Source organism: Bordetella ansorpii, assembly GCF_900078315.1.
GTDB lineage: Bacteria > Pseudomonadota > Gammaproteobacteria > Burkholderiales > Burkholderiaceae_B > Bordetella > Bordetella ansorpii.
Genome location: NZ_FKBS01000014.1, coordinates 737,507 through 761,398 on the forward strand (window position 1 = coordinate 737,507; position 23,892 = coordinate 761,398).

Genomic DNA, 23,892 nt, shown 5'->3' on the forward strand with positions numbered 1-23,892 from the left:
ATCCCCGGAAAAGCAAACGAAACCCGCTTTCCAGGCTTGCCCGGGGGCGAGCTGCCTGAGCCGAGACGAAGGTGGCGCACCCATACAATGAAGCCCGTTTCCAGGACGTCGCTCATGATTACCACTGTCAATATTCTTGTTCGCGACCGTCTGGGCCGCGTGCTCTTGCAAATGCGCGATGGCGCCGCGTCCCTCGGTCCGCTGACCTGGAGTTTCTGGGGCGGCGGGGTGGAGCCCATCGATCCGGACTACCTGCACACGGCATCGCGTGAGTTGGAGGAAGAACTGGGGATTGCCGCGAATCCCGCCGACTTCACCGAGATTGGCCGCCGCAAGGGCAGCGATGGCCAGGAGGCTCCCCTGATGCTGCTGCGCCGGTCTGTCGAGTGGGGCGACTTCCGCGTGCAGGAGGGCGCGGGGGCTGGTTATTTCCACCTTGAAGAGATACGGCAGCTTCCGGTCTCGCGGACGGTGTCGTGGTACCTCACGAACCAGCCGGCGGTTTTCGCGCCAGTCTGACCTGATCGTCGGGCAGGCGGGCGTGGGATGGTCGGCTCGGTACAATTTCGGGCCGCCCTGACCGTAGAGAGACCGCATGCCCTCCCATCCCAGCGAGCGAAGCAGCAAGCCTGCTTCGGGCCGTGCGCCTCGGCGAGGCTCCGGCCGGGTAACCATCGCCGACGTCGCACGCGTGGCGGGCATGTCCATGCACACGGTCTCCCGCGTGCTGAACGCGCCCGAGCATGTGCCCGCGCGTACCGTGAAGCTGATCCACGACGCCATTGCCCAGACGGGCTATGTGCAGGATCTGATCGCGGGCGGGCTGGCCAGCGGGCGCAGCCGGTTGGTGGCGGTGACGGTGCCCACCCTGGGCAGCCCCGTGTTCCTCGAGGCCTTGCAGACCCTCAGCCTGCACCTGGGCCGGCACGGCTATCAGATGATGCTGACCGAAAGCGGCTACGACCCCGAGCAGGAAGTCGAGGCCGTGCGGGCGATACTGGGCCGCAGGCCGGATGGCGTGGTCATGATGCGCACGGTGCTGACGGCTGTCGCGCGCACGCAGTTGCGCGCCGCCCGTATTCCCGTGGTCGAGGCCTGGGATTGGAGCGACGATCCGGTCGATACGCTGATCGGTTTCTCGCACGAGGCGGCCGGTGGATGCGTGGCCCGCTTCCTGGCCGAGACGGGGCGGCGGCGACCCGTGGCCGTGATCGGCGACGATCCGCGGGCAGGGCGCCGCTTGCAGGGATTCACGGCGACGGCGCGCGAGCTGGGCTTGATCGGCGCGCAGGCACAGACGCCTCATGTCTTGCTCAGGGCGCCGGCCACGATGGGCGCGGGCCGCAGCGGCCTGGCGGAATTGCTGGCCCGCGAGCCCGCTGCCGATGCCGTCGTGTGCAGCACCGACATGATCGCCATGGGAGTCTTGCTGGAAGCCGCGGCGCTGGGGCGGCAGGTGCCCGGCGACCTGGCCGTGGTGGGATTCGGCGACCAGGCCTACGCGGCGGCCACCACGCCCGCGCTGACCACCGTGCGCATCGACGGCTCGCTGATCGGCGAGCAGGCGGCGCGCGCCATCATCGATCGGCTGGACGGACGCGCCAGTGAAGGCATGCACGTGGATGTCGGGTTCACCTTGATACGGCGGCAAAGCGCCTGACGCGGCTGCGGCATCCTCCGGGAATGTCCTGATTCGAAGTATTAGCGCTAATAAAATATTAGCGCTAATATTTATCCTCAGCCCCTACCAAGAATCAGGAGACAGCATGCTGGACCAAGCTCGTGGCGTGTACATCGTGGCGCAGACGCCTTTCCAGGAAAACGGCGCCATCGACCTGGAAAGCGTCGATACGCTGAGCGACTTCTACTTCACGCACGGCGCCAGCGGCCTGACGGTGCTGGGGGTGGCCGGTGAATCCAACAAGCTCACGCCCACCGAGTCCCTGGCGGTGGCGTCCCGCTACATCACCCGCGCAAAAGGCAAGCCGGTCGTGGTGGGCGTCAGCAATAGCAGCGTCGCGCAGATGGCCGAGTTGACGAAGCAGGTGATGGACGCGGGCGCCGCGGGCGTCATGATCGCCCCGCCGGGCGGCCTGCGCACCGAACAAGAGGTGCTGAATTACTTCGAGGCGGTCTTTGCCCACATCGGCGACGTGCCGACGGTCTTGCAGGACTTTCCGTTTTCCACAGGCACCTGGATGTCCGTACCCGTGATGGGGCAACTGATCGAGCGCCACGCGCAGATCCAGGCGGTCAAGGAGGAAGACCTGCCCAGCATCACCAAGATCACCAAGCTGCGGGCGCTGCCCGGGCGTCGCGTGGCCATCCTGACCGGCAACAACGCCATGTTCCTGCCCCTGGAAATGGGCCGTGGCATCGATGGACCGATGGCCGGCTTCTCGCATCCCGAGATGCTCTCGCAGGTGTACACGCTGTACACGGCGGGGCGCATCGATGAAGCCCACGCGGTGTTCGATCGCTATCTGCCGCTGCTGAGCTATGAGAACCAGAGCCAGTGGGGCGTGGCGGTGCGCAAGGAAATCATGAAGCGGCGCGGCGCCATCAGGCACGCGGGTATGCGGCGGCCTGGCCCGAAGCTCGACGCCACGGATCATGCCGAGATCGATCTGCTGCTGGATCGCCTGAAGCGCAGCCTGGCCGAGGCGGGATAGTTCCCGTCGATGGTCGCGGCAAGCACGGCGCCCGGACGTGTCCAAGCAAACCGGGCATCACAACCATAAGCAAGGAGACAGCATGTTCAAGAGCACCAAGCAGGGCATTGCCTACGCGTGCGCGGGCCTCGTCGCCCTGGCGGCATCGGCGGGCGCGGCAGCGGCCGAGACCTGGCCGACCAAGCCCATCCGCATGGTCATTCCGTTCTCGGCCGGTGGCAACACCGACGTGGTCGCCAGGCTGATCGCGCCGCATATCGAGAAGGCGGTGGGCCAGCCCGTCGTGGTCGAGAACCGGCCTGGCGCGGCGGGCAACATCGCCGCCGAGTACGTGGCGCGCGCCGACGCCGACGGCTATACGCTGCTGATGGGAACGGTGGGCACGCAGGCGATCAACTACAGCATCTACAAGGACATCCGCTTCAAACCGGCCGATTTCTCGCCGATCACCCTGGTGGCATCCGTGCCCAACGTGCTGGTCGTGACGCCCTCGTTGCCGGTCAAGTCGGTGCAGGAACTGATCGACTACGGCAAGAAGAATCCCGGCAAGCTGAGCTTCGCCTCCAGCGGCGCGGGCAGCTCGATCCACCTGTCCGGCGAGATGTTCAAGACCCGCACCGGCGTGGACATGGTGCACGTGCCCTACAAGGGCAGCGCCGCCGCGGTCACCGACATCATCGGGGGGCAGGTGCATCTGATGTTCGACAATCTGCCGACGTCCTTGCCGTTCATCAAGAGCGGCAAGCTGCGCGCGCTGGCGGTGACCAGCGCCGAGCGCAGCACCAATTTGCCGGAGATTCCCACCATGGCCCAGGCCGGCGTGCCCAACTTCGAGGCGGGTTCGTGGTTCGGCGTGCTGGCGCCGGCCGGTACGCCGGCCCCCATCGTGGCGCGCATCGACCAGGCCATCGAAAAGGCCATGGCCACCCCCGAGATGCAGAAGCGCGTTGTCGAACTGGGCGCCGTGCCGATGGTCAAGGGTCCGAAGGATTTCAATGCCTTCATCGGCACCGAGATCGAGAAGTGGAAAGCCGTGGTGCAAGCCGCGGGCGCCTCCGCGAACTGATGCCAGAGCGAGCCGGCCATGCCTGACGATGATTTGAAAGCCTCGCTGCGCACCGCTTTCCGGGGCCGCGTGGTCGAGGATGCCGATGCCCTGGCACCGCACCTGACCGACTATCGCAAGCGCTGGACGGGCCGCGCCCTGGCGCTTGCCCAGCCGGACAGCGCCGAGGACGTGGCCGCGCTGGTGCGCTGGTGCGGCCAGCACCGGGTGGCCATCTATCCGCAAGGGGGAAACACGGGCCTGGTCGGCGGCAGTGTGCCGGATGGCGCCGGACACAGCATCGTGCTGTCGCTGGCCCGCATGAATGCCATCCTGGATGTTGACCGGTACAACAACACGTTGACTGCGCAAGGCGGCGCGGTACTGGCGACCGTGCAGGATGCCGCGGCCCAGGCCGACCGCCTGTTCCCGCTGAGCCTGGGGGCGGAAGGCAGTTGCACCCTGGGAGGCAATCTCGCCACCAACGCCGGCGGCATACAGGTGCTGCGCTACGGCAATGCGCGCGATCTGTGCCTGGGGCTGGAGGTGGTGACGCCCGACGGGCAGATATGGAACGGGCTACGCGGACTGCGCAAGGACAACACGGGGTACGACCTCAAGCAATTGTTCATCGGGGCCGAGGGCTCCCTGGGCATCATCACGGCGGCGACCGTGAAGCTGTATCCGCGTCCCGCCGCTCAGATGACCGCTTTCGCGGCCGTGCCGGATGCACACAGCGCGGTACGGTTGTTGTCCCTGGCGCAATCGTTTCTTTCGGCCAGCCTGACGGCGTTCGAACTGATCAGTGGCCCGGCGGTCGAGCTGGTGCTGCATCACACGCCTGCCGCGCGCAGTCCGGTGCCGGGTGCGTCGCCGTACTACGTGCTGCTGGAGTCCAGCGATGCGGAAAGCGCAGCCCATGCCACCGAGCGTTTCGAAGCCTTGATGCAGGCGGCTTTCGAGACTGGCATCGTCACGGATGCGGCCATTGCATCGACCCTCGCGCAGTCGGCCGCCTTCTGGCAGATCCGCCATCACCTGCCGGAAGCGCAGGCCACGGATGGGGAGAACATCAAGCACGACATTTCCCTGCCGATCTCGCGGATCGGCGAGTTCATCGATGCCGCGCAAGCCGCCGTGCATGCAGTGCTGCCTGGCGCGCGCATCTTCGTGTTCGGACACGTCGGCGACGGCAACCTGCATTACAACGTCTCGACGCCCGCGGGTGCCGACGCGAGGGCCTATCAGGCGATGCGCGCGTCGGAGAAGAACGTTTCGGCCGCGGTGTATGAAGTCGTGGCTAGAATGAACGGGTCGATCTCCGCGGAACATGGCGTGGGGCAGCTACGGGTCGGATCGGTGGCGCGGTACAAGTCGGCCGCCGAAATGGCGATGATGGCGGGGATCAAGCGCCTGTTCGATCCCCTGGGCCTGTTCAATCCGGGGCGTGTGATCGCGGCGGACTGATCTTTCGGCATCCTTCCGGTGAAAACCGTCGCGAGCGTTGCGGATGGCAGCCGCCCGCAACGAGGTGGCGCACGCGGGGGCCACTCCGCCTGCGTCAGTACCTGCCTTCGGGCAGGATGTCCTCGAGGTAGGCCTGTGCATCGGGCGCGGCCCTCATGATGTGCCGCACCCACGCATTGCGTTCATGGGCGGTGACGACCAGTTCCCACACGCAGGCCAGCGCCGGCGCGTCCACGGGCGTGAAACGGCTGGGATCCTTCAGTGGGGCGGACAGCATGCGCTGGCACACGATGCCGCCTGATATCCACCAGTCCACCAGCAGCCAGACGGCTTCCTCGCCGACGTGCGCGATGCAGAATCCCAGCCCCTGGCTGCGCTCGCCGCCGGCATGCTCGTCCAGCACGGCATGGACGGCGGCACGCGCGCAGGTGGCGACGGCATCGGAAAGAATGGTGCCTTGCAGATCCGGATCGCGATGGATGCCATAGGCCTTTATCGCATGGCCTGATTCAAGCCATGTGCCGATGGGCGCGATTCTGCGGGGACGATAGGGTTCGGAGCGTAGGGCCATGTCGACGAAAGACGAGCAAGTGGTTGCCGGACATGGATACTATCCGGTCCGCTCAGGGCGGACCGTGCCGCTGCCCCGGCATGCCCACCTATTTCAGATAGGTGCGCAACGTCTTCATCAGCGATTCGATCTCGGCGTCGGAATCCGACGGCTCCCGGGACCTGCGCGCCTCGCCCGTCGAGCCGAACAGCTCCATCAGGTGGGTCTGCAGGATCTCGGCCATCAGGCCGTTCGCGGCGCCTCGCAGGGCGGCGATCTGCTGCAGCAGGGCGCTGCAGTCGACGCCTTCCTCGACCGCGCGTTCAAGGGCTTCGGTCTGGCCCTTGATACGCCGCAAGCGCACGATGGTCCGTCGCTTGTCCTCTGCGGAATAGGGCATGTTGCCTGTTGCTCCGATGGTTCGCCCAGAGGCCCGGCGTGTTGCCGGGCCTTTGGACAGCGATCACGCGTAGTGGATGACCGAACGGATCGACTTGCCTTCGTGCATCAGGTCGAACGCCTCGTTGATCTCGTCCAGCCCCATCGTATGCGTGACGAACGGCGCCAGGTCGATGTCGCCCTTCATGGCGTCCTCGACCATGCCCGGCAGCTGCGAACGGCCCTTGACGCCGCCGAAGGCCGTGCCCTTCCATGTGCGGCCGGTGACCAGCTGGAAGGGGCGGGTGGAGATTTCCTGGCCCGCGCCCGCCACGCCGATCACGATCGACTGGCCCCAGCCGCGGTGCGCCGCTTCCAGCGCCGCGCGCATGACGTTGACGTTGCCGATGCACTCGAACGTGTGGTCGATGCCCCAGCCGGTCATCTCGATCAGCACCTGCTGGATGGGCTTGTCGTAGTCCTTGGGATTGATGCAGTCCGTGGCCCCGAAGGTCTTGGCAAGTTCGAACTTGGCGGGGTTGGTGTCGATGGCGAAGATGCGCCCGGCCTTGGCCTGGCGCGCGCCCTGGATCACCGCCAGGCCGATGCCGCCCAGCCCGAAGACCGCGACGGAATCGCCTTCCTGGACCTTCGCGGTGTTGTGCACGGCGCCGATGCCGGTGGTGACGCCGCAGCCCAGCAGGCAGACGTGCTCGGGGTTGGCGTCGGGATTGATCTTGGCCAGCGACACTTCGGCCACGACCGTGTATTCGCTGAAGGTGGAGCAGCCCATGTAGTGGTACAGCGGCTGGCCGTTGTACGAGAAGCGCGAGGTGCCGTCGGGCATCACGCCCTTGCCCTGGGTGGCGCGCACGGAGATGCACAGGTTGGTCTTGCCGGACAGGCAGAACTCGCATTTGCCGCATTCGGCGGTGTAGAGCGGAATGACGTGGTCGCCCGGCTTGACGCTGGTGACGCCTTCGCCGACTTCCACGACGATGCCCGCGCCTTCATGGCCCAGCACGACGGGGAACAGGCCTTCCGGATCCTCGCCCGACAGGGTGAAGGAGTCGGTATGGCACACGCCGGTGTGCGTGACGCGGATCATGACCTCGCCCTTCTTGGGCGGGGCGACGTCGATCTCGACGATCTGGAGCGGTTTGCCGGCCTCGAAGGCGACTGCTGCGCGTGACTTCATGGTGTGTTCCTTGGTGAAAGGGGCCGCCGGATCGGCGCGCATTGCGTGCCACGATCATCTCGTGTCGCAGCGCGAGGCGCAGGCGCCTGGATACTATGGGGTAGTATGATAGCCCATACTCTGGCCCAGTATCAATCGACAAGTTTGCATGTACGTGTCAGTCCTCATCATGACGGTTCGCGGATATCGCTGGTAACCAGCATTAACACTTCACAGCCTCGGGAACAGCCAGGGCAGCTAGGATGTAACGCAACGGCATCAGGCCAATCTGGGTAGTGCTTCGCACCGTCGGCCTGTCCGCCTAGGTGGCGGCGCCCTCTGCGCCGATACATCTTCAGGGAGGCCCGAATGAAAAAGATCAGTAGTGGTAATGCCGGACTGGACACGATCCTGAATGGCGGCCTGCCTCCCAGGCACCTGTATCTGCTCGAAGGGGCGCCTGGCTCTGGCAAGACCACCCTTGCGCTGGAGTTCCTGCGCGCGGGCGTCAGGCAGGGCGAGCGCGCCTTGTATGTGACGCTTTCCGAGACGCGCGAAGAACTGGCGATGGTGGCCGAGTCACATGGCTGGAGCGTGGACGAGTTCGATATTTTCGAACTCAGCACGGTCGACCAGGCCATGGGCGACAGCCGCGAGCAATCCATCCTGCATCCCTGGGAAATGGAGCTGGGCGAGACCATCAAGCTGATTCAACAAGAGGTCGATCGTGTGCAGCCCCAGCGCGTGGTGTTCGACAGCCTGTCGGAAATGCGCCTGCTGGCGCACGATGCCATGCGCTATCGCCGCCAGGTACTGTCCTTGAAGCAATTTTTCGCGGGCCGCAACTCCACCGTGATCCTGGTCGATGACATGACCGGCATGAGCGGCATGAGCGGACGGCAGGATTCGGATCTGCACAGCCTGTGCCACGGCGTCATCACGTTGGAGCGCCTGACGCTGGATTACGGCCCGTCCCGGCGCCGCCTGCACGTGCAGAAGCTGCGCGGCGTGGACTTCCTGGCCGGCTACCACGACTTCGCCATCCGCACGGGCGGCCTGGATATCTATCCCCGCCTGGTGGCGGCGGATCATCATGCGCCGTATTCGGGCGAGCCGGTGTCCAGCGGGGTTCCCGCGCTGGATGCGCTGCTCAGCGGCGGTCCGCTGCGGGGCACCAGCACGCTCATCACCGGCCCCGCCGGCACGGGCAAGACCACGATCGCGCTGCAGTATCTGCACGCGGCCTGCGATCGCGGCGAATGCGCCACCATTTTCGAGTTCGACGAGCGTGTCGGCACGCTGGGCAAGCGTGCGCAGGCCTTCAACATGGATATCGACCGATATGTCGAGAGCGGTTGCCTGTCGATCCAGCAGATCGATCCCGCCGCGCTGTCGCCCGGCGAGTTCACCGCGCGAGTGCGCCGGGAAGTCGAGGACCGTGGCGTGAAAATGCTGGTGATCGACAGCCTGAACGGCTACATGGCGGCGATGCAGCACGAGAAGCAACTGATCCTGCAGATGCATGAGCTGCTGTCCTATCTCAGCCAGAAAGGTATCGTCACGTTCCTCATCAATCCTCAACAGGGATTGCTGGGGACGATGGCCACCAACCTGAACATCTCCTATATCTCGGACGTGGTGTTGATGTTGCGCTTCTTCGAGGCGGGCGGGCGCATGCGCAAGGCGATTTCCGTCCTGAAGAACCGGGGCGGGCCGCACGAGGACGCGATCCGCGAATTGCGCATCGATGCCAGCGGCGTCAGGGTCGGCGCTCCGCTGACGGCCTTCCGGGGCGTCATGACGGGTACGCCGGAATACACGGGCGAGCCGGATCCTCTGATGGAAGACCGGAAGCGCCATGGGTGACGCGGGAGAAGGCCGGCAGGTATCGATCTGCGCGCCGTATGGCCGGGACGCGGAGAGCGTGTCGCAGCTGTTGCTGCGAGACGGCTATCACGCGGTGGTCCATCCCGATCTCGCGGCGCTGGCGGCCGGCCTGGACGAACACGTGGGGGTGGTGCTGCTGACCGAAGAGGCGCTGCGGTCCGGCGCCGACGCGCTGCGCGCCGCGCTGCTGCGCCAGCAGGACTGGTCGGACATTCCCTTCGTGGTGTTGGCGGCGGCGCGCTCGACGCGTTCCCGGTCGGTGGAGTGGGCCTATACCCAACTGCGGACCTTGTTCAGCAACGCGGTCGTGCTCGAACGGCCCCTGGGCCGCAAGTCGCTGTTGAGCGCCATCGATTCGGCGTTGCGGTCCCGGCGCAAGCAGTTCGAGATGCGTGACCGTCTGGCCGAACGGGACCGCGCCCGCCAGGAGCTGGCCGAAAGCAATGCGCGACTGCTGCTGGCCGCGGACGCGGCGGAGATCGGGTTCTGGAACGTGGACCCCGCCAATGGCAAGCTGGATGGCTCGCCCCGGATGCGGGCCATGTTCGGATTCGCGCATCACGCCGATCTGTCGCTGGCCGATCTTCACCATGCGCTGCATCCCGCGGATGCGCCGGCCGCCGAGCAGGCGTACGCCGCGGCCTGCGACCCCGCGCGCCGCGCGCCTTATGACGTGCAGTACCGCACGGTGTCCTCGGACGGCGTGGTGCGCTGGGTGGCGGCCAAGGGCCGTGGTCTGTTCGACGCGGACGGCGTCTGCGCACGCGTGATCGGCACCGCGATCGACATCACGGCGCTCAAGGCGTATTCGCTGGAACTGCGGTCGTTGAACGAGACGCTCGAAGAGCGGGTGAAGGAACGTACCGACCGGCTGATGCAGGCCGAGGCCGCGTTGCGCCAAAGCCAGAAGATGGAGGCGGTGGGCCAGTTGACCGGGGGTATCGCCCACGACTTCAACAACATGCTGACCGGCGTGATCGGCGCCATGGACATCATGCGCCGCCGCATGAGCGCGGGCCGCATGGAGGGGCTGGAGCGCTACATGGACGCGGCCTCGGCGTCGGCGCAGCGCGCCGCCACGCTGACCGCGCGGCTGCTGGCCTTCTCGCGGCGGCAGTCCCTGGACGCGCGGCCGCTGGATGCCGCGCAGTTGCTGCGCTCGCTGGAAGACCTGCTGCGCCGCACCCTGGGCGAGCGCGTCGACCTGCGCATCATCACCGGCCACGACCTGCCCTTTGCCGTGGCGGACGCGAACCAGCTGGAAAGCGCCATCCTGAACCTGGTCATCAATGCCCGCGACGCCATGCCGGACGGCGGCCAGCTCACCGTCGAGGCCCACGCCATCGACATCGGGACCGACTACGCCTCGGTGAATCCCGAGCTGGGCACGGGACGCTACGTCGTGGTGAAGGTTTCCGATACCGGCGTGGGCATGGCCCCTGAATTGATCGAGAAGGCCTTCGAGCCGTTCTTCACGACGAAGGCCGTGGGCCAGGGAACGGGCCTGGGCTTGTCGATGGTGTATGGCTTCGCGCGCCAATCGGGCGGGCAGGTCCGCATCCATAGCGAGCTGGGCGTGGGCACGTCGGTGTCTCTCTATCTGCGCAGTGCGCAGGCGCAGTCCGGGCAGCAGGCGGCGAGCCCCGCGCCGGCGCCGCCGCAAGGCGGCGGCGAACACGTGCTGGTGGTGGAGGACGACGCGTCGGTGCGCCTGCTGATAAAGGACGTGCTCGAAGAGCTGTCCTACCGGCCCGTGGAAGCCGCGGAGGCCGACGCCGCACTGGCGATACTGCGGTCGGACGTTCCCATCCGGCTGATGGTGTCCGACGTCGGGCTGCCAGGCATGAACGGCCGCCAACTGGCCGAGGCGGCGCGGCAGCACCGGCCCGACCTGCCCATCCTGTTCGTGACGGGGTATGCCGAGAACGCGGCGATCCGGGCCGGATTCCTGGGCACCAACATGGCGATGATTACCAAGCCTTTTGCCCTGGAGGCGCTGGCGGCGAAGATCTCGGAGATGTTGGCGCAACAGGCCGCCGGTTGAGGCGCGTCAGGCCCGGCGCCCATCGCTGAACGCGCGCATGGTAGCCCGCGGGTCGGTAAGAAATGCCTTTCTTGCACCGCGTCCGCTGCCTTTCATGCCGCGCACACCCGCGCGGGAAAGACCGACCCCGCAGGCACGCCGGATGCTAGTAGTGGTTTCCATCCCACAAGGCGAGGAGTCCCTGATGAAAACCCGCAACTATGTGACCAATGTGCTGGCCGCCGCCCTGGTGGCAGGCGGCATGACGCTCGGCGGCGGCGCCATCGCGCAGTCGTCGGCCAACACCAGCATGCCGTCGAAGTCGCCGAACGATTCGACGGCGGCCCAGCCGAATGCGCCCACGCCGCCGGGCGTGCAACCCGCCGCGCCGGCGAGTCAGACGCCGGGCGGCTCGTCGGCCAGCGGTTCGTCGATGAAGCAGGATTCGATGAAGCATGACGGCAGCTCGTCGTCCAAGCATCGCAGCGGCTCCGGCTCGTCGATGGGCGGCTCGCACGATAGCGGCGCGGGCTCGTCGACCGGAAGCAGTAGCGCGCCGTCCAGCGGCGGCGGCAACGGTTCGCCGCCGGCGGGCTATCCGCGTACGGGCGGTTCCAACTGACGTCCCGTGACACGCGGCTGGCATGAGTGAAGGCGTTCCCTCCGGGGAACGCCTTGTTGCGCCGGCCGCGGACGTCGTCAGCCTTGCATCAGGCGCATCCGGAAACGCTTGCCCTTGATGTTGCCGTTGCCGAGCTTCGCGCAGGCTGTCTTGGCGATGCCGCGTTCCAGCGCCACATACGTGACCTGGTCGCCCACGTTGATCTTGCCGACCTGTTCCTTGGTCAGCCCCGCATCGCCCGTGAGCGCCCCCAGCAGATCGCCCGGGCGCAGCTTGTCCTTCTTGCCGCCCAGGATCACCATCGTGACCATGGGCGCGCGCAGCGGCGTGCTCGAGGTGGCCGTGAACTTCTGCAGATCGGACCAGCGCAGCGGCTTGCCCTGGTATTGCTCGATCAGGTTGGCGGCCTGCATCTCGTGCGGCGCGCACAGGCTCAGCGCCAGGCCGTTCTCCTGGCCGCGGCCGGTGCGGCCGATGCGGTGCACGTGCACCTCGGGATCGCGCGTGACGTCGACGTTGATGACGGCGCCCAGCGCGGGAATGTCCAGGCCGCGTGCGGCCACATCGGTGGCCACCAGCACCGCGCAGCTCTGGTTGGCGAACTGGATCAGCACTTCGTCGCGGTCGCGCTGCTCCAGGTCGCCGTGCAGGGCCAGCGCGCTGACGCCCTGCGCGCGCAGGTCATCGGCCAGGTCGCGGCATTGGGCCTTGGTGTTGCAGAAGGCCAGCGCGGAGGCGGGACGGTAATGGTTCAGCAACTGCGCCACCGCGGCGTTGCGGCCGTCGGGCGCGATCTCGAAGAAGTGTTGTTCGATGCGCGAGGCATCGTGCTGCGCCTCGACGCGGATCTCGGCCGGGTTGCGCAGGAAGCGCGCGGCGTTCTTGCGGATGTCGTCGGGGTAGGTGGCCGAGAACAGCAGGGTCTGGCGCGTGGGCGGGCAGGCCGAGACGATGCTGGCCACGTCGTCGAAGAAGCCCATGTCGACCATGCGGTCCGCTTCGTCCAGCACCAGCGTGCGCAGGGCGCCGAGGTCGATGGTGGCGCGTTCCAGGTGGTCGATCAGGCGGCCCGGCGTGCCGACCACGATATGGGCGCCGTGCTGCAGCGATTCGACCTGCGGACGGATGGGCGTGCCGCCCGCCAGCGTCAGGATCTTGACGTTGGCCTCGGCGCGCGCCAGGCGGCGCAGTTCCTGGGCGACCTGGTCGGCCAGTTCGCGCGTGGGGCAGATCACCAGGCCCTGCAGGGCGAAGCGCGTGGGTTCGAGCGTGTGCATGATGCCCAGCCCGAACGTGGCGGTCTTGCCGCTGCCCGTCTTGGCCTGTGCGATCAGGTCGCGCCCTTCGAGGATGAGGGGCAGGCTTTGCGCCTGGATCTCGGTCATCTCTTTGTAGCCGAGGCTGTCGAGGTTGCCGAGCTGCGCCGGCGACAGGGGCAGGCTGGAAAAAGAGAGGGAAGTCATGGTGTGGGCCGCCGGCGGGTAAAGGTTGAAGTCTAGCAGGCGAGGGCTGTCCGGCCGTGCCGTCCGAGCCGGTAAACGATGTGATATCAAGCGCTTGCGCGATGTGGCCGGCCGCTGCGCCCTGGGGCATCGTCAGGGATGCCGGCCGAAAGGAGCGCGGGACGCTGTCTGCCGCGATCCGCGGGCAGCGGCTACGGTATCAGCCGAACTTGCGCACCGCATCCAACGCCAGGCCCGCGCCGATGCTGCCGAACAGGTCGCCTTCCACGCTGCGGGCCTGCGGCACCAGCGCCGACACGCTTTCGCGCAGGCGCGGCACGCGGCTCGACCCTCCGGTGAAGAACACGGTGTCCACGGCATCGAGCGCCACGCCGGCCTCGCGCAGCAGCGCCGACACGGTGGTCTCGATCCGGCCGACCAGGCCCCCGACGGCTTCGTCGAAGGCAGGCCGCGTCACGTCCACGTGCCGTCCGGGCGCGATGCGCGACAGGTCGATCCTGGTTTCCGAAGCGTCGGACATGGCGATCTTGGCTTCTTCCACCTGGTAGGCGAGCCAGTGGCCGGCGCGCTGCTTGATCACTTCCATCAGCAGGTCCACCTTTTCGCGTTCGGTGGATTGCAGGCGCAGCGTGGCCAGTTGATCGACCGACTTGCGCGCGTAGATGTTGTTGATGGTGTGCCAGCAGGCGAGGTTGCGGTAGGGCGTGGACGGCATGTCCTTGCCGCTGCGCAGTTGGGTGCCCAGGCCCAGCAACGGCATGACCTGCGCCAGGCTCAGCTGCATGTCGAAGTCCGATCCGCCAATGTGCACGCCGCCATGCGCCAGGATGTCTTCGCGGCGGTCGGCCTTGCCTGCGCGCTGCGGGCCCAGGCGGATCAGCGAGAAATCGGAGGTACCCCCGCCGATGTCGATGACCAGCACCAGTTCTTCGCGGTCGATCTGCGACTCGTAGTCGAAGGCCGCCGCCAGGGGTTCGAACTGGAACGCGATGTCGGTGAAGCCCACGCTGCGCGCGATCTCGCCCAGGGTGTCCTGGGCCAGTTGGTCGGCGGCCGGGTTGTCGTCGACGAAGAACACCGGGCGGCCCAGCACCACGCGGTTGAAGGGCGTGCCCGCGGCGGTTTCGGCGCGGCGCTTGAGCTCGGCGATGAAGCGGGTCAGCAGCACGCGGAAGGGCAGGGCGCGGCCTTGCACTTCGGTATGGCCGTCCATCAGCGAGCTGCCCAGCAGGTTTTTCATGGCGCGCATCAGGCGGCCGTCGTAGCCTTCGAGGTAGTCGGCCAGGGCGGCGCGGCCGAAGCTGACGTCGTCGTCTTCGTCATGGAAGAAGATCGCCGAAGGCAGGGTGGGCTTGCCATCTTCCAGCGTCAGCAGGGTGTGCTGGCCGGGACGGCTCCAGCCCACGGTGGAATTAGACGTGCCGAAGTCCAGGCCGCATGCAGGGGAAGTCATCGAAAAACGGGGATGTGAGGCGAAATGGCGCACAAGTGTAGCCGCAAGCGGTGGCCAGCCCGTTTCGGAACATGGGGACACATCGAAAAGCCGCCCACGCGAACGGCGGGCGGCTGGGGATCAGACTGCCGCAGCCTGGAGGTTGGTTTGCGCGGCCGCCAGGCCGCCGAGCTTGTCGTCGGCGCCCTTTTCCTCGGCCAGGGTTTCCTTCAGCAGCTTCACGGCATCGTTGAGGCCCAGCAGCTTGGCGTAGGTGCACAACGTGCCGTAGCCGGCGATCTCGTAATGCTCGACCTTCTGCGCGGCCGCGATCAGGGCCGCATCGCGCACGGGACCTTCTTCCACTTCTTCGATCACCTCCTTGCCTTCCTCGACCAGTCCTTCCATGGCCATGCACTTTATGCGCTTGAGCTTGAGGTCGCTGGCTTCGACGATGCGGTCGATGCGCTCGACCTGGCCTTGCGTTTCTTCCAGGTGCGAGCGGAATGCCTCGGCCAGTTGAGGATCGCTGGAGGCGCGCGCCATCTTCGGCAAGGCACGGGTCAGTTGCTTCTCGGCGCTGTAGATGTCCGAAAGCTCGTGGATGAACAGATCATGAAGGGTCTTGATTTTGGCCATTGCTTGCTCCCAAAAAGTAGGGGTTGCGGGACTGTCGCGTCCGCAGGTTCAGTAGCAACTGCCATTCCCGACGGCACTTCCGGGGGGCGTTTGGCGGCATCGCCGGCCATGCGTTGGGGGACGGGGTCTGCACCGTGTGCATCCGCGCCCGAACTTTACGCATCGCCTCCGGCACGGCAGCCGATGGCGCTGGTCGCCTTTACTTGGCCGGCACGCTATCGGCGGGCGTCCGCACGGGCAACGCCTGCAGAAACGCCAGCAGCCGCCGTTCCTCGGCGGCCAGCCCGCGCGGCGTATCCGGCGCACGGGCTTCGGCCTGCAACGTGCCCTCCAGATACGCTTCCATCACCGCCGGGTGGATGTAGCACGCGCGGCACACCGCCGGCGTGTTCGCCAGCCGTTGCGCCACGCGCTTTATCACTTCGGCCAGATGCTTCCGGGTGGCGGTCGGCGTGTTGGCTTCGTCGTCCAGCACGTCGCTCAACTGTGCCCGCAATGCCGCGTAGGCATACAACGTGCCGGCCCAGGTGCGGTAGTGCTTGGCCGTGAAGTCCGCGCCGCTGGCTTCCCGCAGATAATCGTTGACCAGATCGGAGTCCACCGCACGCGCTTCGCCCGCTTCGTCCAGGTAATGGAAAAGCTGCTGGCCCGGCAGGTCCAGGCAGCGCCGCACCAGGCGGGCGATGCGCCGGTCGGCCACGGTCACGTCGTGCGGGACGCCGCTCTTGCCCACGAAGCGCAGGCGGATGCGGTCGCCCGCGACCTGCGCGTGGCGTCGCGTCAGCGTGGTCAGGCCGAACGATCGATTGGCGCGCGCGTATTCCCGCGATCCCACGCGGATGCGGGTCAGTTCCAGCAAGCGCACCAGCGTGGCGGCAACCTTGTCGCGGGGCAGGCCTGGCAACGCCATGTCGCGCGTGATGCGCGCGCGGATGCGGGGCAGGCACAGGCCGAAGGCCGCCAACTGGCCGTACTTCTGGGCGTCGCGGACCGAGGTCCAGTCGGGGTGGTAGCGGTACTGCTTGCGTCCGCGCGCATCGCGGCCCGTGGCCTGGATGTGGCCCTGCGGATCGGGACAAATCCAGACATCGGTATAGGCGGGCGGGATGGCCAGGGATTGGATGCGCGTCACCTTGCCGTCATCGGTGATGCGCTTGCCGTGCGTATCGAAGTAATGAAAGGTCTTTGCATTGACGCGCTTGCGGCGATAGCCGGGCCGGGTGTCGTCGGCATAGACGAGGCCGGGGGACAGCGCGGGTGGCGGCAACGGTTCTGGAGCGTTCATGACGAGGATTGAGCAAACGGCGTGCCCGCGGGCATGGCGCTTGCGGCGACCGTGCGGTGGCGCGCGCGGCCCCGGCGCGCCGCGATGTTTTTCCTCGGGGGCCATGCAACGGGAGCAAACCATGGCGACACGCAAAGATCTGAACGTGGCAATCCTTGCCGTCGATGGCTTCGAGCAAGTGGAGTTGACCGGCCCGCGCGATGCCTTGCAGGAGCAGGGTGTGCGCACGGTGGTGGTCTCTGCCCGCGCCGATCCCATCCTCGGCATGCATCACGACAAGCCCGGCGACCGCTTCGACGTGGATCTGACCTTCGTGCAGGCGGAAACGGAAACCGGCAATTTCGACGCGCTGCTGCTGCCGGGCGGCGTGGTCAACGCCGATGAGATCCGCATGCAGCCCAAGGCGCAGGCGATCGTGCGCGCGATGATCGAGGCCGGCAAACCGGTGGCGGTGATCTGCCACGGCGCCTGGCTGCTGATCTCGGCGGGCGTGGTGAAGGGCCGCAAGATGACCAGTTGGCCGTCCTTGCAGGATGACCTGCGCAATGCCGGCGCGAACTGGGTGGACCAGGAGGTGGTGGTGGATGGCAAGCTGGTGTCGAGCCGCAAGCCGGACGATATTCCGGCTTTCAATCGCGCGTTCATCGAGCTGCTGCAAGCCTGACCGGATGCGACGGGCGCGCGGCGTGAGTCCTGCCTCGCGGCCTGATCCGGCCCGCGCCGCGCATGCGGGATGTCAGGGTTTCATCTGCCTGGCGATGTCCTTCAATGCGTCTTTCAGCATCTCTTCGATGCTCGGGTGATAGAACGGCATGGCCAGCAACTGCTCGGCCGTCTGGCCGTTCTGGATGGCCCACGCCAGCAGGTGCGCCAGGTGCTCGCCATGCGTGGCCAGCATGCTGGCGCCCAGCAGCTTGCCCGTGCCGCGCGCGGCATAGACCCGCAGCAGATTGTCGGTGGCCCCCATGATGCGAGCGCGTCCGTTCCCGTCGCCTGAAGCCGAGCCGATCAGGGCGCCCTGCTCGTTCGCCTTGTCGAATGGCAGACCTACCGCACAGAGGTCGGGATCGGTGAAGACGATGGTGATCGCGCAACGGCGCGCCAGTGCCTTCGGGGATTCGTCCCGCACACGGGCCAGCGCCGCGCGACCGGCGGCCTGGCCTTCGTCCGCGGCCTCGTGCATCAGGGGACGGTCGGGATTCACGTCGCCCGCGAAGAAGATGCCGTCGTGGCCGGCGGTCAGGCGGGCGGGGTCGATGCGGGGCTGGCCCTTGTCGTCCAGGTCCACGCCTGCGGCGGCCAGGTCCAGCCTGTCCACATTCGCATGCCGGCCCGTGGCGACCAGCAGGCGATCGACGACGGCGTGCCGGTCGGCCTGCCGCAACCGCACGGCATCGCCGTCCGCCTCCGCCGTGACGGCATCGCCCAGCCATAGCTGCATCAGCGAGCCGAAATGCGCCTGCGCGCGCGCCTGTATGTCCGGATCCTTGGCGCCGCCGATGGCGTCCAATTGATCCGCCCCGATCACGTCCAGGCCCAGGCGGGCCAGGGCGATGCTCATTTCCAGGCCGATGGCGCCCATGCCCAACACGCCGACGCGGGCGGGCAGAACGTCCAGGTCGAACAGGTTGTCGGTCGTCAGCAGGCGGTGCTGCAAGGGGCGCAAGGGTTCCGGAATGACCGGGCTCGAACCCGTGCAGATGACGAAGGCACGGGCCCGTATGCGGGTCTGGCCGGCCTGCAGGGTATCGGCCGCGATGAAGCGCGCTTCTTCCATGACCAGGCGGTCGCCGGCCGCCGAGCGGGTGCTTTGCGCGGCCTCGCTGGCGAACTCGTCGCGTATTTGGCGGGATTGTTGCCACGACACGTGGGGGGAGAGGGTCAAGCAGGCAGGGTCCGCCACCAGGCTGCGGGCCTCGCACCAGCGCGCCGCCGCGTGCAGCACGGCCTTGGAAGGCATGCAGCCGACCCGGGCGCAGGTCGTGCCCAGCGGGCCACGGTCGACCAGCAGGACGTCCGCGCCGGCTGACTTCAGTACGTGAAAGGCATTGGTTCCCGCGGTTCCCGCCCCGATCACCACGGCTTCGACATCCCGAGTCTGCATCGCTGTTCTCCTTTTAGTGTGAACAGGCCCTAGGCCAGGCCGTTGGGCGGTGGAGCCGCTGCCGACCCGGCCTGGCGCCCGCACGCGCAGCATTCTTCGTGCCAACGGGACCTGAAGTGTTACGTTTGACACGAAATCGATCCGCGGTGCTGATGGCACGCGGTATCGTTCGGTACTTCGCTGCTTCGTACTCGTTCCGGCCGCAAACCAAGGCAACTCACGCTACATGAATCCCATTGAAATGTTCGCATGGCTCACCGATCCCAACGGATTGATGGCCGTGCTGGCCCAGAACTGGATGCTGGGCACGGCCATCGTCGTGCTGATCATCTTCGCCGAAACCGGCTTCGTCATTTTTCCTTTCCTGCCGGGCGATTCGCTGCTGTTCGCCACGGGGGCATTCCTGGGGATCGCCGGCATCAATCCCATCGTCAGCATCGTCGCGCTGATCCTGGCGGCCATCCTGGGCGATTCGGTGAACTACTCGACTGGCCGCTCGGCGCTGCTGCGCGACCGGCTGCTCAAGCGCGTCAACCCTGCCCATGTCCAGCAGGCCCGGGCCTATTTCGAGCGCTACGGCGCGCTGACCATCGTGATCGCGCGCTTCATCCCCATCGTGCGCACCGTGGTGCCGTTCGTGGCGGGCCTGTCGCAGATGCCGCGCGCGACCTTTGTTTCGTACAACGTGGTGGGGGGCGTGCTGTGGTGCGGCTCGCTGACCACCGCCGGCTATTTCCTCGGCGGTATCCCCTGGGTGCGCGCGAACCTGCACTGGGTCTCCGTCATCATCATCGTGCTGTCCATCCTGCCCATCGCCATCAAGGGCCTGGCCTGGCTGCGCAACCGGCGCCGCGCCTGATTGTCCCGATTCGATGTTGCGTTGCAGCGAAATCTTGTTTCGCTGGCGAAAATTTGAAAATGACAGCATGATGACTTGACGCAAATTTGACGCGACGAGGACTAGACTCGTCGGTTCCTTGTGAATAGTCTGCGGCGGCCACGCCGCGCCTCATGTACGCACAGACACTCGTTTTCATTGCCGCCACCCTGTTGCTGCTGAGCGCCTCGCGCGCCGCGTTGATGGCATGGCAGAGGCCCAGGGTGCAGGCCAGCGGCCGGCCGGCGGCCATCGTGCTGGGCGGCCTGCGCATCGATGCCCACATGATCGCCGTGATCGCCATCCTGCCGCTGACGCTGGCGCCGTGGGTGGGGCAGTCGGCGCTGGCGCAGGCCATCAACGGCATCTGGTTGCTGATCGGCTGGCTGGCCATTGTGTTGCTGGAGCTGTCCACCCCGCAGTTCATCGACGAGTACGACACCCGGCCCAACCGCCTGTATGTCGTCTACCTGACCAATCCCCGGGAAGTCTTCACCATGCTGTGGCGCGGCTACCGTTCCACCGTGCTGGCGGTGGTCGTGGTGACGGGCCTGATGGCATGGGCGGGGTACGCCATGTTCTGGCAGCCGCTGTGGCCATCCGGTCCGCAACCGTTGTGGTTGCGCGGCCTGCAGACCCTGGCCGCGCTGGCTGGCGGCATCCTCGCCATCCGTGGCACCTTGAAGCACCGTCCCATCAATCCGTCGACCGTCGCGTTCTGCGGCGATGCGATGGTGAATGCGCTGCCGCTGAATTCGCTCTACAGCGTGCTGTACGCCGTCTACAGCATGAAGAACCAGCGGTCCAGCAGCGACGCTTACGGTTCGATGCCGGAAGACGAGATGCAGCGCATCGTGCGGCAGTCGGCGGGTCTGCCCGACCCCGCCAATGCCGCGATACCGACGTTGCACCCGCAGGCCTCGGCGTCGCGGCTGGCCCGTCCGCGCAACCTGGTGATGATCGTCGAGGAAAGCCTGGGCGCGCAGTTCGTGGGCCATCTGGGCGGGCGGGGCCTGACGCCGTGCCTGGACAAGCTGATGCAGGAAGGCTGGGCCTTCACCAATGCCTATGCCACCGGCACGCGCTCGGTGCGCGGATTGGAGGCGCTGGTCGCGGGTTTTCCGCCTTCGCTGTCCGAGGCCGTGCTGCGGCTGCCCGATGCGCAGTCGAATTTCTTCACGCTGGCGCAGTTCCTGAAGCGGCAGGGTTACCGGACGTGCTTCGTCTACGGCGGCGAGGCGCACTTCGACAACATGAAGAGCTTCTTCCTGGGCAACGGCTTCGACGAACTGTACGACCTGAAGACCTTCGAGGATCCGGCGTTCGTGGGCACCTGGGGCGCCAGCGACGAGGACATGTTCGCGCGGGTGCATCGCATCCTCGAGGACAGCGCCGAGCAGCCCTGCTTCGTGCTCGCTTTCTCGGTCAGCAACCATTCGCCCTGGGAGTATCCGCAAGGCCGTATCGAACCCGTGGGCGAGCCGGCGTCCGTCGAGAACACCGTGCGCTACGCCGATTGGGCGCTGGGGGAATTCTTCGGCCGAGCGAAACAGGCGTCGTACTGGAATGAATCGGTGTTCCTGGTGGCGGCCGACCATGACGCGCGTGTCGGCGGTGCGGCCCATATCCCGCTGAAGCATTTCCAGATTCCCGCGCTGATCCTGGGAGCGGGGGTGCCCGTGCGGCAGGACGAACGGCTGGTCAGCCAGATCGACATGCCGGTGACGCTGCTGTCGTTGCTGGGCGTCCATGGCCAGCATCCGATGATCGGCCAGGACCTGACCGATCCACGGGCAGGCGGGCGGGCCATGATGCAGTACGGCGATTCCTACGGCTATCTGCGGGACGACATCCTGACCGTGCTGGAACCGCGCAAACCCGCCAGCCAGTTCCGATACGTGCGTCCGGACCGCTACGAAAGGATGGAGCCGGACGCCGGCCTGGCCAGGGTGGCGCTGGCGCATGTCCTGTGGGTCGAGCGTACCTATCGGGATCGCGGTTATGGCTTGCCTGCCGTGCGTGATGGCGCGGTGCCGCGACGCCGTGCCGCCATGCCGACCGTGGCTCCGTAGCGCTACGGAGTCCGCCGCGGCGGGCCCGCTGCGATAATTGCGGCATCGTGACCCTCCCTTTCCTCCGTTGGCGCACCGTGGGCGCTTGGCTGCTGCTGAGCCTGGCCGGCATCGCGGCGCTGGGCCGCCAGGATTACCTGGCGCAGCGCGACCGCTTCCTGCAGGGCGCCAGCATCGCCCATCGCATGCTCAGCCAGAAAGCCGTGCAGCACGAGGCCGTGCTCGACACGCTGGCCGCGCTGTCGCATCCGCCGATGCCCCAGCGCCTGCTGCCCAGCCTGCAGCCCGCGCTGGGCGAGATCGTGGCGCTGGGCTGGCGCTCGCCGCAGGGTTGGCAGGGCAGCCAACCGCCGCCCGCCGACCTGGACGCCGCCATCGCCCGCGCCTCGGCCAGCGGGCATGCCGTGGCCTTGCCGCTGGATTCCCGCCACTACTGGCTGGTGTCCGCGTCTTCGTGGAGCATGCTGGTCGATGGGCAGGACCTGCTTGCGGCATCGGACATCGCCGCCGACGTCGGGCGCCTGACCCTCGCGGTGCAGCCGGGCGCCGAGGCGTTGGCCCTGCGTGCCGATGAGGGGGGCCGCGTGCCGGCATATGGCCCGGTGCTGAACATCGCCAAACCCCTGGGCGCGGCCAGCCAGCCTTTCCTGATGCAGGCCGAGCGCGGCCTCGGCCCCGCGGACTGGCCCTGGCGGGGATGGATGCTGTGGGCCGTCTTCAGCGCCTTGCTGGTCGGCGCCGCGCGGGTTTGGCAGGCCAGCCGCCGCCATGCCCGCCGGCAGGCCGAGCAGGCCCGCATGACGGCCCTGACGCGCCTGAGCACGCTGGGGGAAATGGCGGCCGGCATCGCGCATGAACTGAACCAGCCGCTGACCGCCATCCTGGCCCAGACCCGCGCCGCGCAACGCCTGCTGGACGATCCCGACGAAACGCCCGCGGTGCGGCAGGCGCTCGATGCCAGCGCCCAGCAGGCCCGCCGCGCCGCCGACATCATCGAGCGCCTGCGGGCGCTGGTGGGCCCGGGGGCGGCCGCCGCGCGCCAGCCGCTGGCCCCGGATGTCCTGGCCGGCAACCTGGCTTTCCTGTGCGAGCCTGAGCTGGAGCGTCATGGCATCGCGTTCGACTGGACCAATGCCGCGCCGGGCGCCAGGCCGCTCGGTGATCCCATCGCGGTGGAGCAGATCCTGCACAACCTGGTGCAGAACGCGGTCGCCGCGCTGGCGGGCCAGGCCGGGGCGCCGCGCCGCATCCGGCTGCGTGGGCAGAGGGCGGACGGGCAGTACCGGTTCACCGTCAGCGATACCGGTCCCGGCATCGCCGCCCACGATCTGCCGCGTCTGTTCGAGCCTTTCTACACCACGCGCAGCGGCGGCATGGGGCTGGGCCTGACCTTGTGCGAGACCCTGGCCGGCTCCATGGACGGCCACGTCCGCGCGGACAACCTGCCGGAAGGCGGCGCCTGTTTCACATTGACCTTGCCGCTGGAGCCCCGGCCATGAATGCCTTGCCGACCGACACCCCGGTGGTCTATCTGGTCGATGACGACGACGCCGTGCGCGAGGCGCTGGCGTTGCTGCTGCGCAGCGTGGGCCTGCGCAGCAGCGGCTATGGGGATCCCCTGACATTCCTGGACGAGCTGCCCGCGCACGCCATCGGCTGCGTGGTGCTGGACATCCGCATGCCCGGCATCAGCGGCCTGGACGTGCTGGCGCGCCTGGCCGCGCGCAGCGACCTGCCGGTCATCATGCTGACCGGGCACGCCAACGTGGACCTGTGCCGCCGCGCCTTCAAGGGCGGCGCCATCGAGTTCCTGCAGAAGCCGATGGACGATGACGTGTTCCTGGATGCGGTGCAGTCGGCCGTGCGCGGGCATGTCGCCGGCCGCGAGCGGGCCGCCGTCACCGAGGCCGCGCGGGCGCGCCTGGAACGGTTGTCGGGCCGTGAGCGGGAGGTGGCGCGGCGCGTGGCGCAAGGCCATGCCAACAAGGAGATCGCGCGCGAGTTCGACCTGTCGCCCCGCACGGTCGAGACCTATCGCGCGAATGTGTTCGTCAAGCTGGAGGTCGCGTCGCTGGCGCAACTGATCCGCCAGTACGCGCTGCTGCTGGACGGCGAGGCGCCGGCTCCGTAGCGCTACGGAGGCCGATGCGTAGCCGGGCGAATACCGCGATCCGGCACGCGTCCCTAAGCTGGAGTCTC

The 23,892-nt window shown here is 67.3% G+C and carries 21 protein-coding genes; 13 read left to right on the forward strand and 8 right to left on the reverse strand.

Going from position 1 to position 23,892, the window contains the following annotated elements:
- Positions 1 to 114 precede the first annotated feature (114 nt).
- From A7W11_RS11060 to A7W11_RS11080, 5 genes are all read left to right on the forward strand, one after another.
- Positions 115 to 519, forward strand: coding sequence for an NUDIX domain-containing protein (locus tag A7W11_RS11060; protein ID WP_162270264.1), 405 nt, complete (start codon positions 115 to 117; stop codon positions 517 to 519).
- Between the two features lie 76 nt (positions 520 to 595).
- Positions 596 to 1,660, forward strand: coding sequence for a LacI family DNA-binding transcriptional regulator (locus A7W11_RS11065; RefSeq protein ID WP_066411698.1), 1,065 nt, complete (start codon positions 596 to 598; stop codon positions 1,658 to 1,660).
- A gap of 106 nt (positions 1,661 to 1,766) precedes the next feature.
- Complete coding sequence (locus A7W11_RS11070) at positions 1,767 to 2,672, forward strand: dihydrodipicolinate synthase family protein (protein WP_066411700.1); 906 nt, start codon at positions 1,767 to 1,769, stop codon at positions 2,670 to 2,672.
- A gap of 82 nt (positions 2,673 to 2,754) precedes the next feature.
- Positions 2,755 to 3,738 carry a Bug family tripartite tricarboxylate transporter substrate binding protein gene (locus tag A7W11_RS11075; RefSeq protein WP_066411702.1) on the forward strand — a complete coding sequence of 328 codons (984 nt, stop codon included), beginning with the start codon at positions 2,755 to 2,757 and terminating at the stop codon, positions 3,736 to 3,738.
- Positions 3,739 to 3,756: 18 nt separating this feature from the next.
- Positions 3,757 to 5,184, forward strand: coding sequence for an FAD-binding oxidoreductase (locus tag A7W11_RS11080; RefSeq protein WP_066411703.1), 1,428 nt, complete (start codon positions 3,757 to 3,759; stop codon positions 5,182 to 5,184).
- Positions 5,185 to 5,278: 94 nt separating this feature from the next.
- Here the strand turns inward: A7W11_RS11080 and A7W11_RS11085 are convergent, their stop codons facing one another.
- The 3 genes from A7W11_RS11085 to A7W11_RS11095 all read right to left on the reverse strand — a co-directional run bounded on the left by A7W11_RS11085 (position 5,279) and on the right by A7W11_RS11095 (position 7,310).
- Positions 5,279 to 5,755, reverse strand: coding sequence for a hypothetical protein (locus A7W11_RS11085; RefSeq protein WP_066411705.1), 477 nt, complete (start codon positions 5,753 to 5,755; stop codon positions 5,279 to 5,281).
- Between the two features lie 88 nt (positions 5,756 to 5,843).
- A complete protein-coding gene (locus tag A7W11_RS11090) occupies positions 5,844 to 6,134 on the reverse strand; it encodes a metal/formaldehyde-sensitive transcriptional repressor (protein WP_066411708.1) in 291 nt (96 codons plus the stop codon).
- Between the two features lie 63 nt (positions 6,135 to 6,197).
- Positions 6,198 to 7,310 (reverse strand): S-(hydroxymethyl)glutathione dehydrogenase/class III alcohol dehydrogenase, encoded by a 1,113-nt coding sequence (locus tag A7W11_RS11095; RefSeq protein ID WP_066413920.1) that lies wholly within the window; start codon positions 7,308 to 7,310, stop codon positions 6,198 to 6,200.
- Positions 7,311 to 7,658: 348 nt separating this feature from the next.
- Here A7W11_RS11095 and A7W11_RS11100 point away from each other — a divergent pair, with 348 nt between their 5' ends.
- The 3 genes from A7W11_RS11100 to A7W11_RS11110 all read left to right on the forward strand — a co-directional run bounded on the left by A7W11_RS11100 (position 7,659) and on the right by A7W11_RS11110 (position 11,821).
- Positions 7,659 to 9,155, forward strand: a complete 1,497-nt coding sequence (locus tag A7W11_RS11100) for an ATPase domain-containing protein (RefSeq protein WP_066411711.1) — start codon at positions 7,659 to 7,661, stop codon at positions 9,153 to 9,155.
- Positions 9,148 to 11,220 (forward strand): ATP-binding protein, encoded by a 2,073-nt coding sequence (locus A7W11_RS11105; protein ID WP_066411714.1) that lies wholly within the window; start codon positions 9,148 to 9,150, stop codon positions 11,218 to 11,220. Before A7W11_RS11100 ends, A7W11_RS11105 begins: the two co-directional genes overlap by 8 nt.
- A gap of 184 nt (positions 11,221 to 11,404) precedes the next feature.
- Positions 11,405 to 11,821 carry a hypothetical protein gene (locus A7W11_RS11110; protein WP_066411717.1) on the forward strand — a complete coding sequence of 139 codons (417 nt, stop codon included), beginning with the start codon at positions 11,405 to 11,407 and terminating at the stop codon, positions 11,819 to 11,821.
- Positions 11,822 to 11,898: 77 nt separating this feature from the next.
- Here the strand turns inward: A7W11_RS11110 and dbpA are convergent, their stop codons facing one another.
- The 4 genes from dbpA to A7W11_RS11130 form a co-directional block, all read right to left on the reverse strand.
- The gene (dbpA, locus tag A7W11_RS11115) at positions 11,899 to 13,284 is read right to left on the reverse strand and encodes an ATP-dependent RNA helicase DbpA (RefSeq protein WP_066411719.1); all 1,386 of its coding nucleotides are present in this window, start codon (positions 13,282 to 13,284) and stop codon (positions 11,899 to 11,901) included.
- Between the two features lie 199 nt (positions 13,285 to 13,483).
- On the reverse strand, positions 13,484 to 14,737 hold the full coding sequence (locus tag A7W11_RS11120) for an Hsp70 family protein (RefSeq protein ID WP_066411721.1): 1,254 nt from the start codon (positions 14,735 to 14,737) through the stop codon (positions 13,484 to 13,486).
- 120 nt (positions 14,738 to 14,857) lie between these two features.
- Complete coding sequence (locus A7W11_RS11125) at positions 14,858 to 15,355, reverse strand: YciE/YciF ferroxidase family protein (RefSeq protein WP_066411723.1); 498 nt, start codon at positions 15,353 to 15,355, stop codon at positions 14,858 to 14,860.
- 199 nt (positions 15,356 to 15,554) lie between these two features.
- Positions 15,555 to 16,640, reverse strand: a complete 1,086-nt coding sequence (locus A7W11_RS11130) for a DNA topoisomerase IB (protein WP_066411734.1) — start codon at positions 16,638 to 16,640, stop codon at positions 15,555 to 15,557.
- A 121-nt stretch (positions 16,641 to 16,761) separates the two neighbouring features.
- Between A7W11_RS11130 and A7W11_RS11135 the strand changes: the two genes are divergently transcribed.
- Entirely contained in the window at positions 16,762 to 17,304 is a 543-nt protein-coding gene (locus tag A7W11_RS11135) for a type 1 glutamine amidotransferase domain-containing protein (RefSeq protein WP_066411742.1), read from the forward strand.
- Between the two features lie 72 nt (positions 17,305 to 17,376).
- On the opposite strand, the gene A7W11_RS11140 is transcribed toward A7W11_RS11135, so the two are convergent.
- The gene (locus A7W11_RS11140) at positions 17,377 to 18,744 is read right to left on the reverse strand and encodes a dihydrolipoyl dehydrogenase (RefSeq protein WP_066411743.1); all 1,368 of its coding nucleotides are present in this window, start codon (positions 18,742 to 18,744) and stop codon (positions 17,377 to 17,379) included.
- Positions 18,745 to 18,970: 226 nt separating this feature from the next.
- On the opposite strand from A7W11_RS11140, the gene A7W11_RS11145 reads away from it, so the two are divergent.
- The 4 genes from A7W11_RS11145 to A7W11_RS11160 all read left to right on the forward strand — a co-directional run bounded on the left by A7W11_RS11145 (position 18,971) and on the right by A7W11_RS11160 (position 23,824).
- Complete coding sequence (locus A7W11_RS11145) at positions 18,971 to 19,603, forward strand: VTT domain-containing protein (protein ID WP_066411747.1); 633 nt, start codon at positions 18,971 to 18,973, stop codon at positions 19,601 to 19,603.
- Between the two features lie 152 nt (positions 19,604 to 19,755).
- Positions 19,756 to 21,693 carry an LTA synthase family protein gene (locus tag A7W11_RS11150; protein ID WP_066411750.1) on the forward strand — a complete coding sequence of 646 codons (1,938 nt, stop codon included), beginning with the start codon at positions 19,756 to 19,758 and terminating at the stop codon, positions 21,691 to 21,693.
- A gap of 47 nt (positions 21,694 to 21,740) precedes the next feature.
- Complete coding sequence (locus A7W11_RS11155; protein ID WP_235816845.1) at positions 21,741 to 23,192, forward strand: sensor histidine kinase; 1,452 nt, start codon at positions 21,741 to 21,743, stop codon at positions 23,190 to 23,192.
- On the forward strand, positions 23,189 to 23,824 hold the full coding sequence (locus tag A7W11_RS11160) for a response regulator transcription factor (RefSeq protein WP_066411756.1): 636 nt from the start codon (positions 23,189 to 23,191) through the stop codon (positions 23,822 to 23,824). The genes A7W11_RS11155 and A7W11_RS11160 overlap by 4 nt, the downstream gene beginning before the upstream one ends.
- Positions 23,825 to 23,892 lie beyond the last annotated feature (68 nt).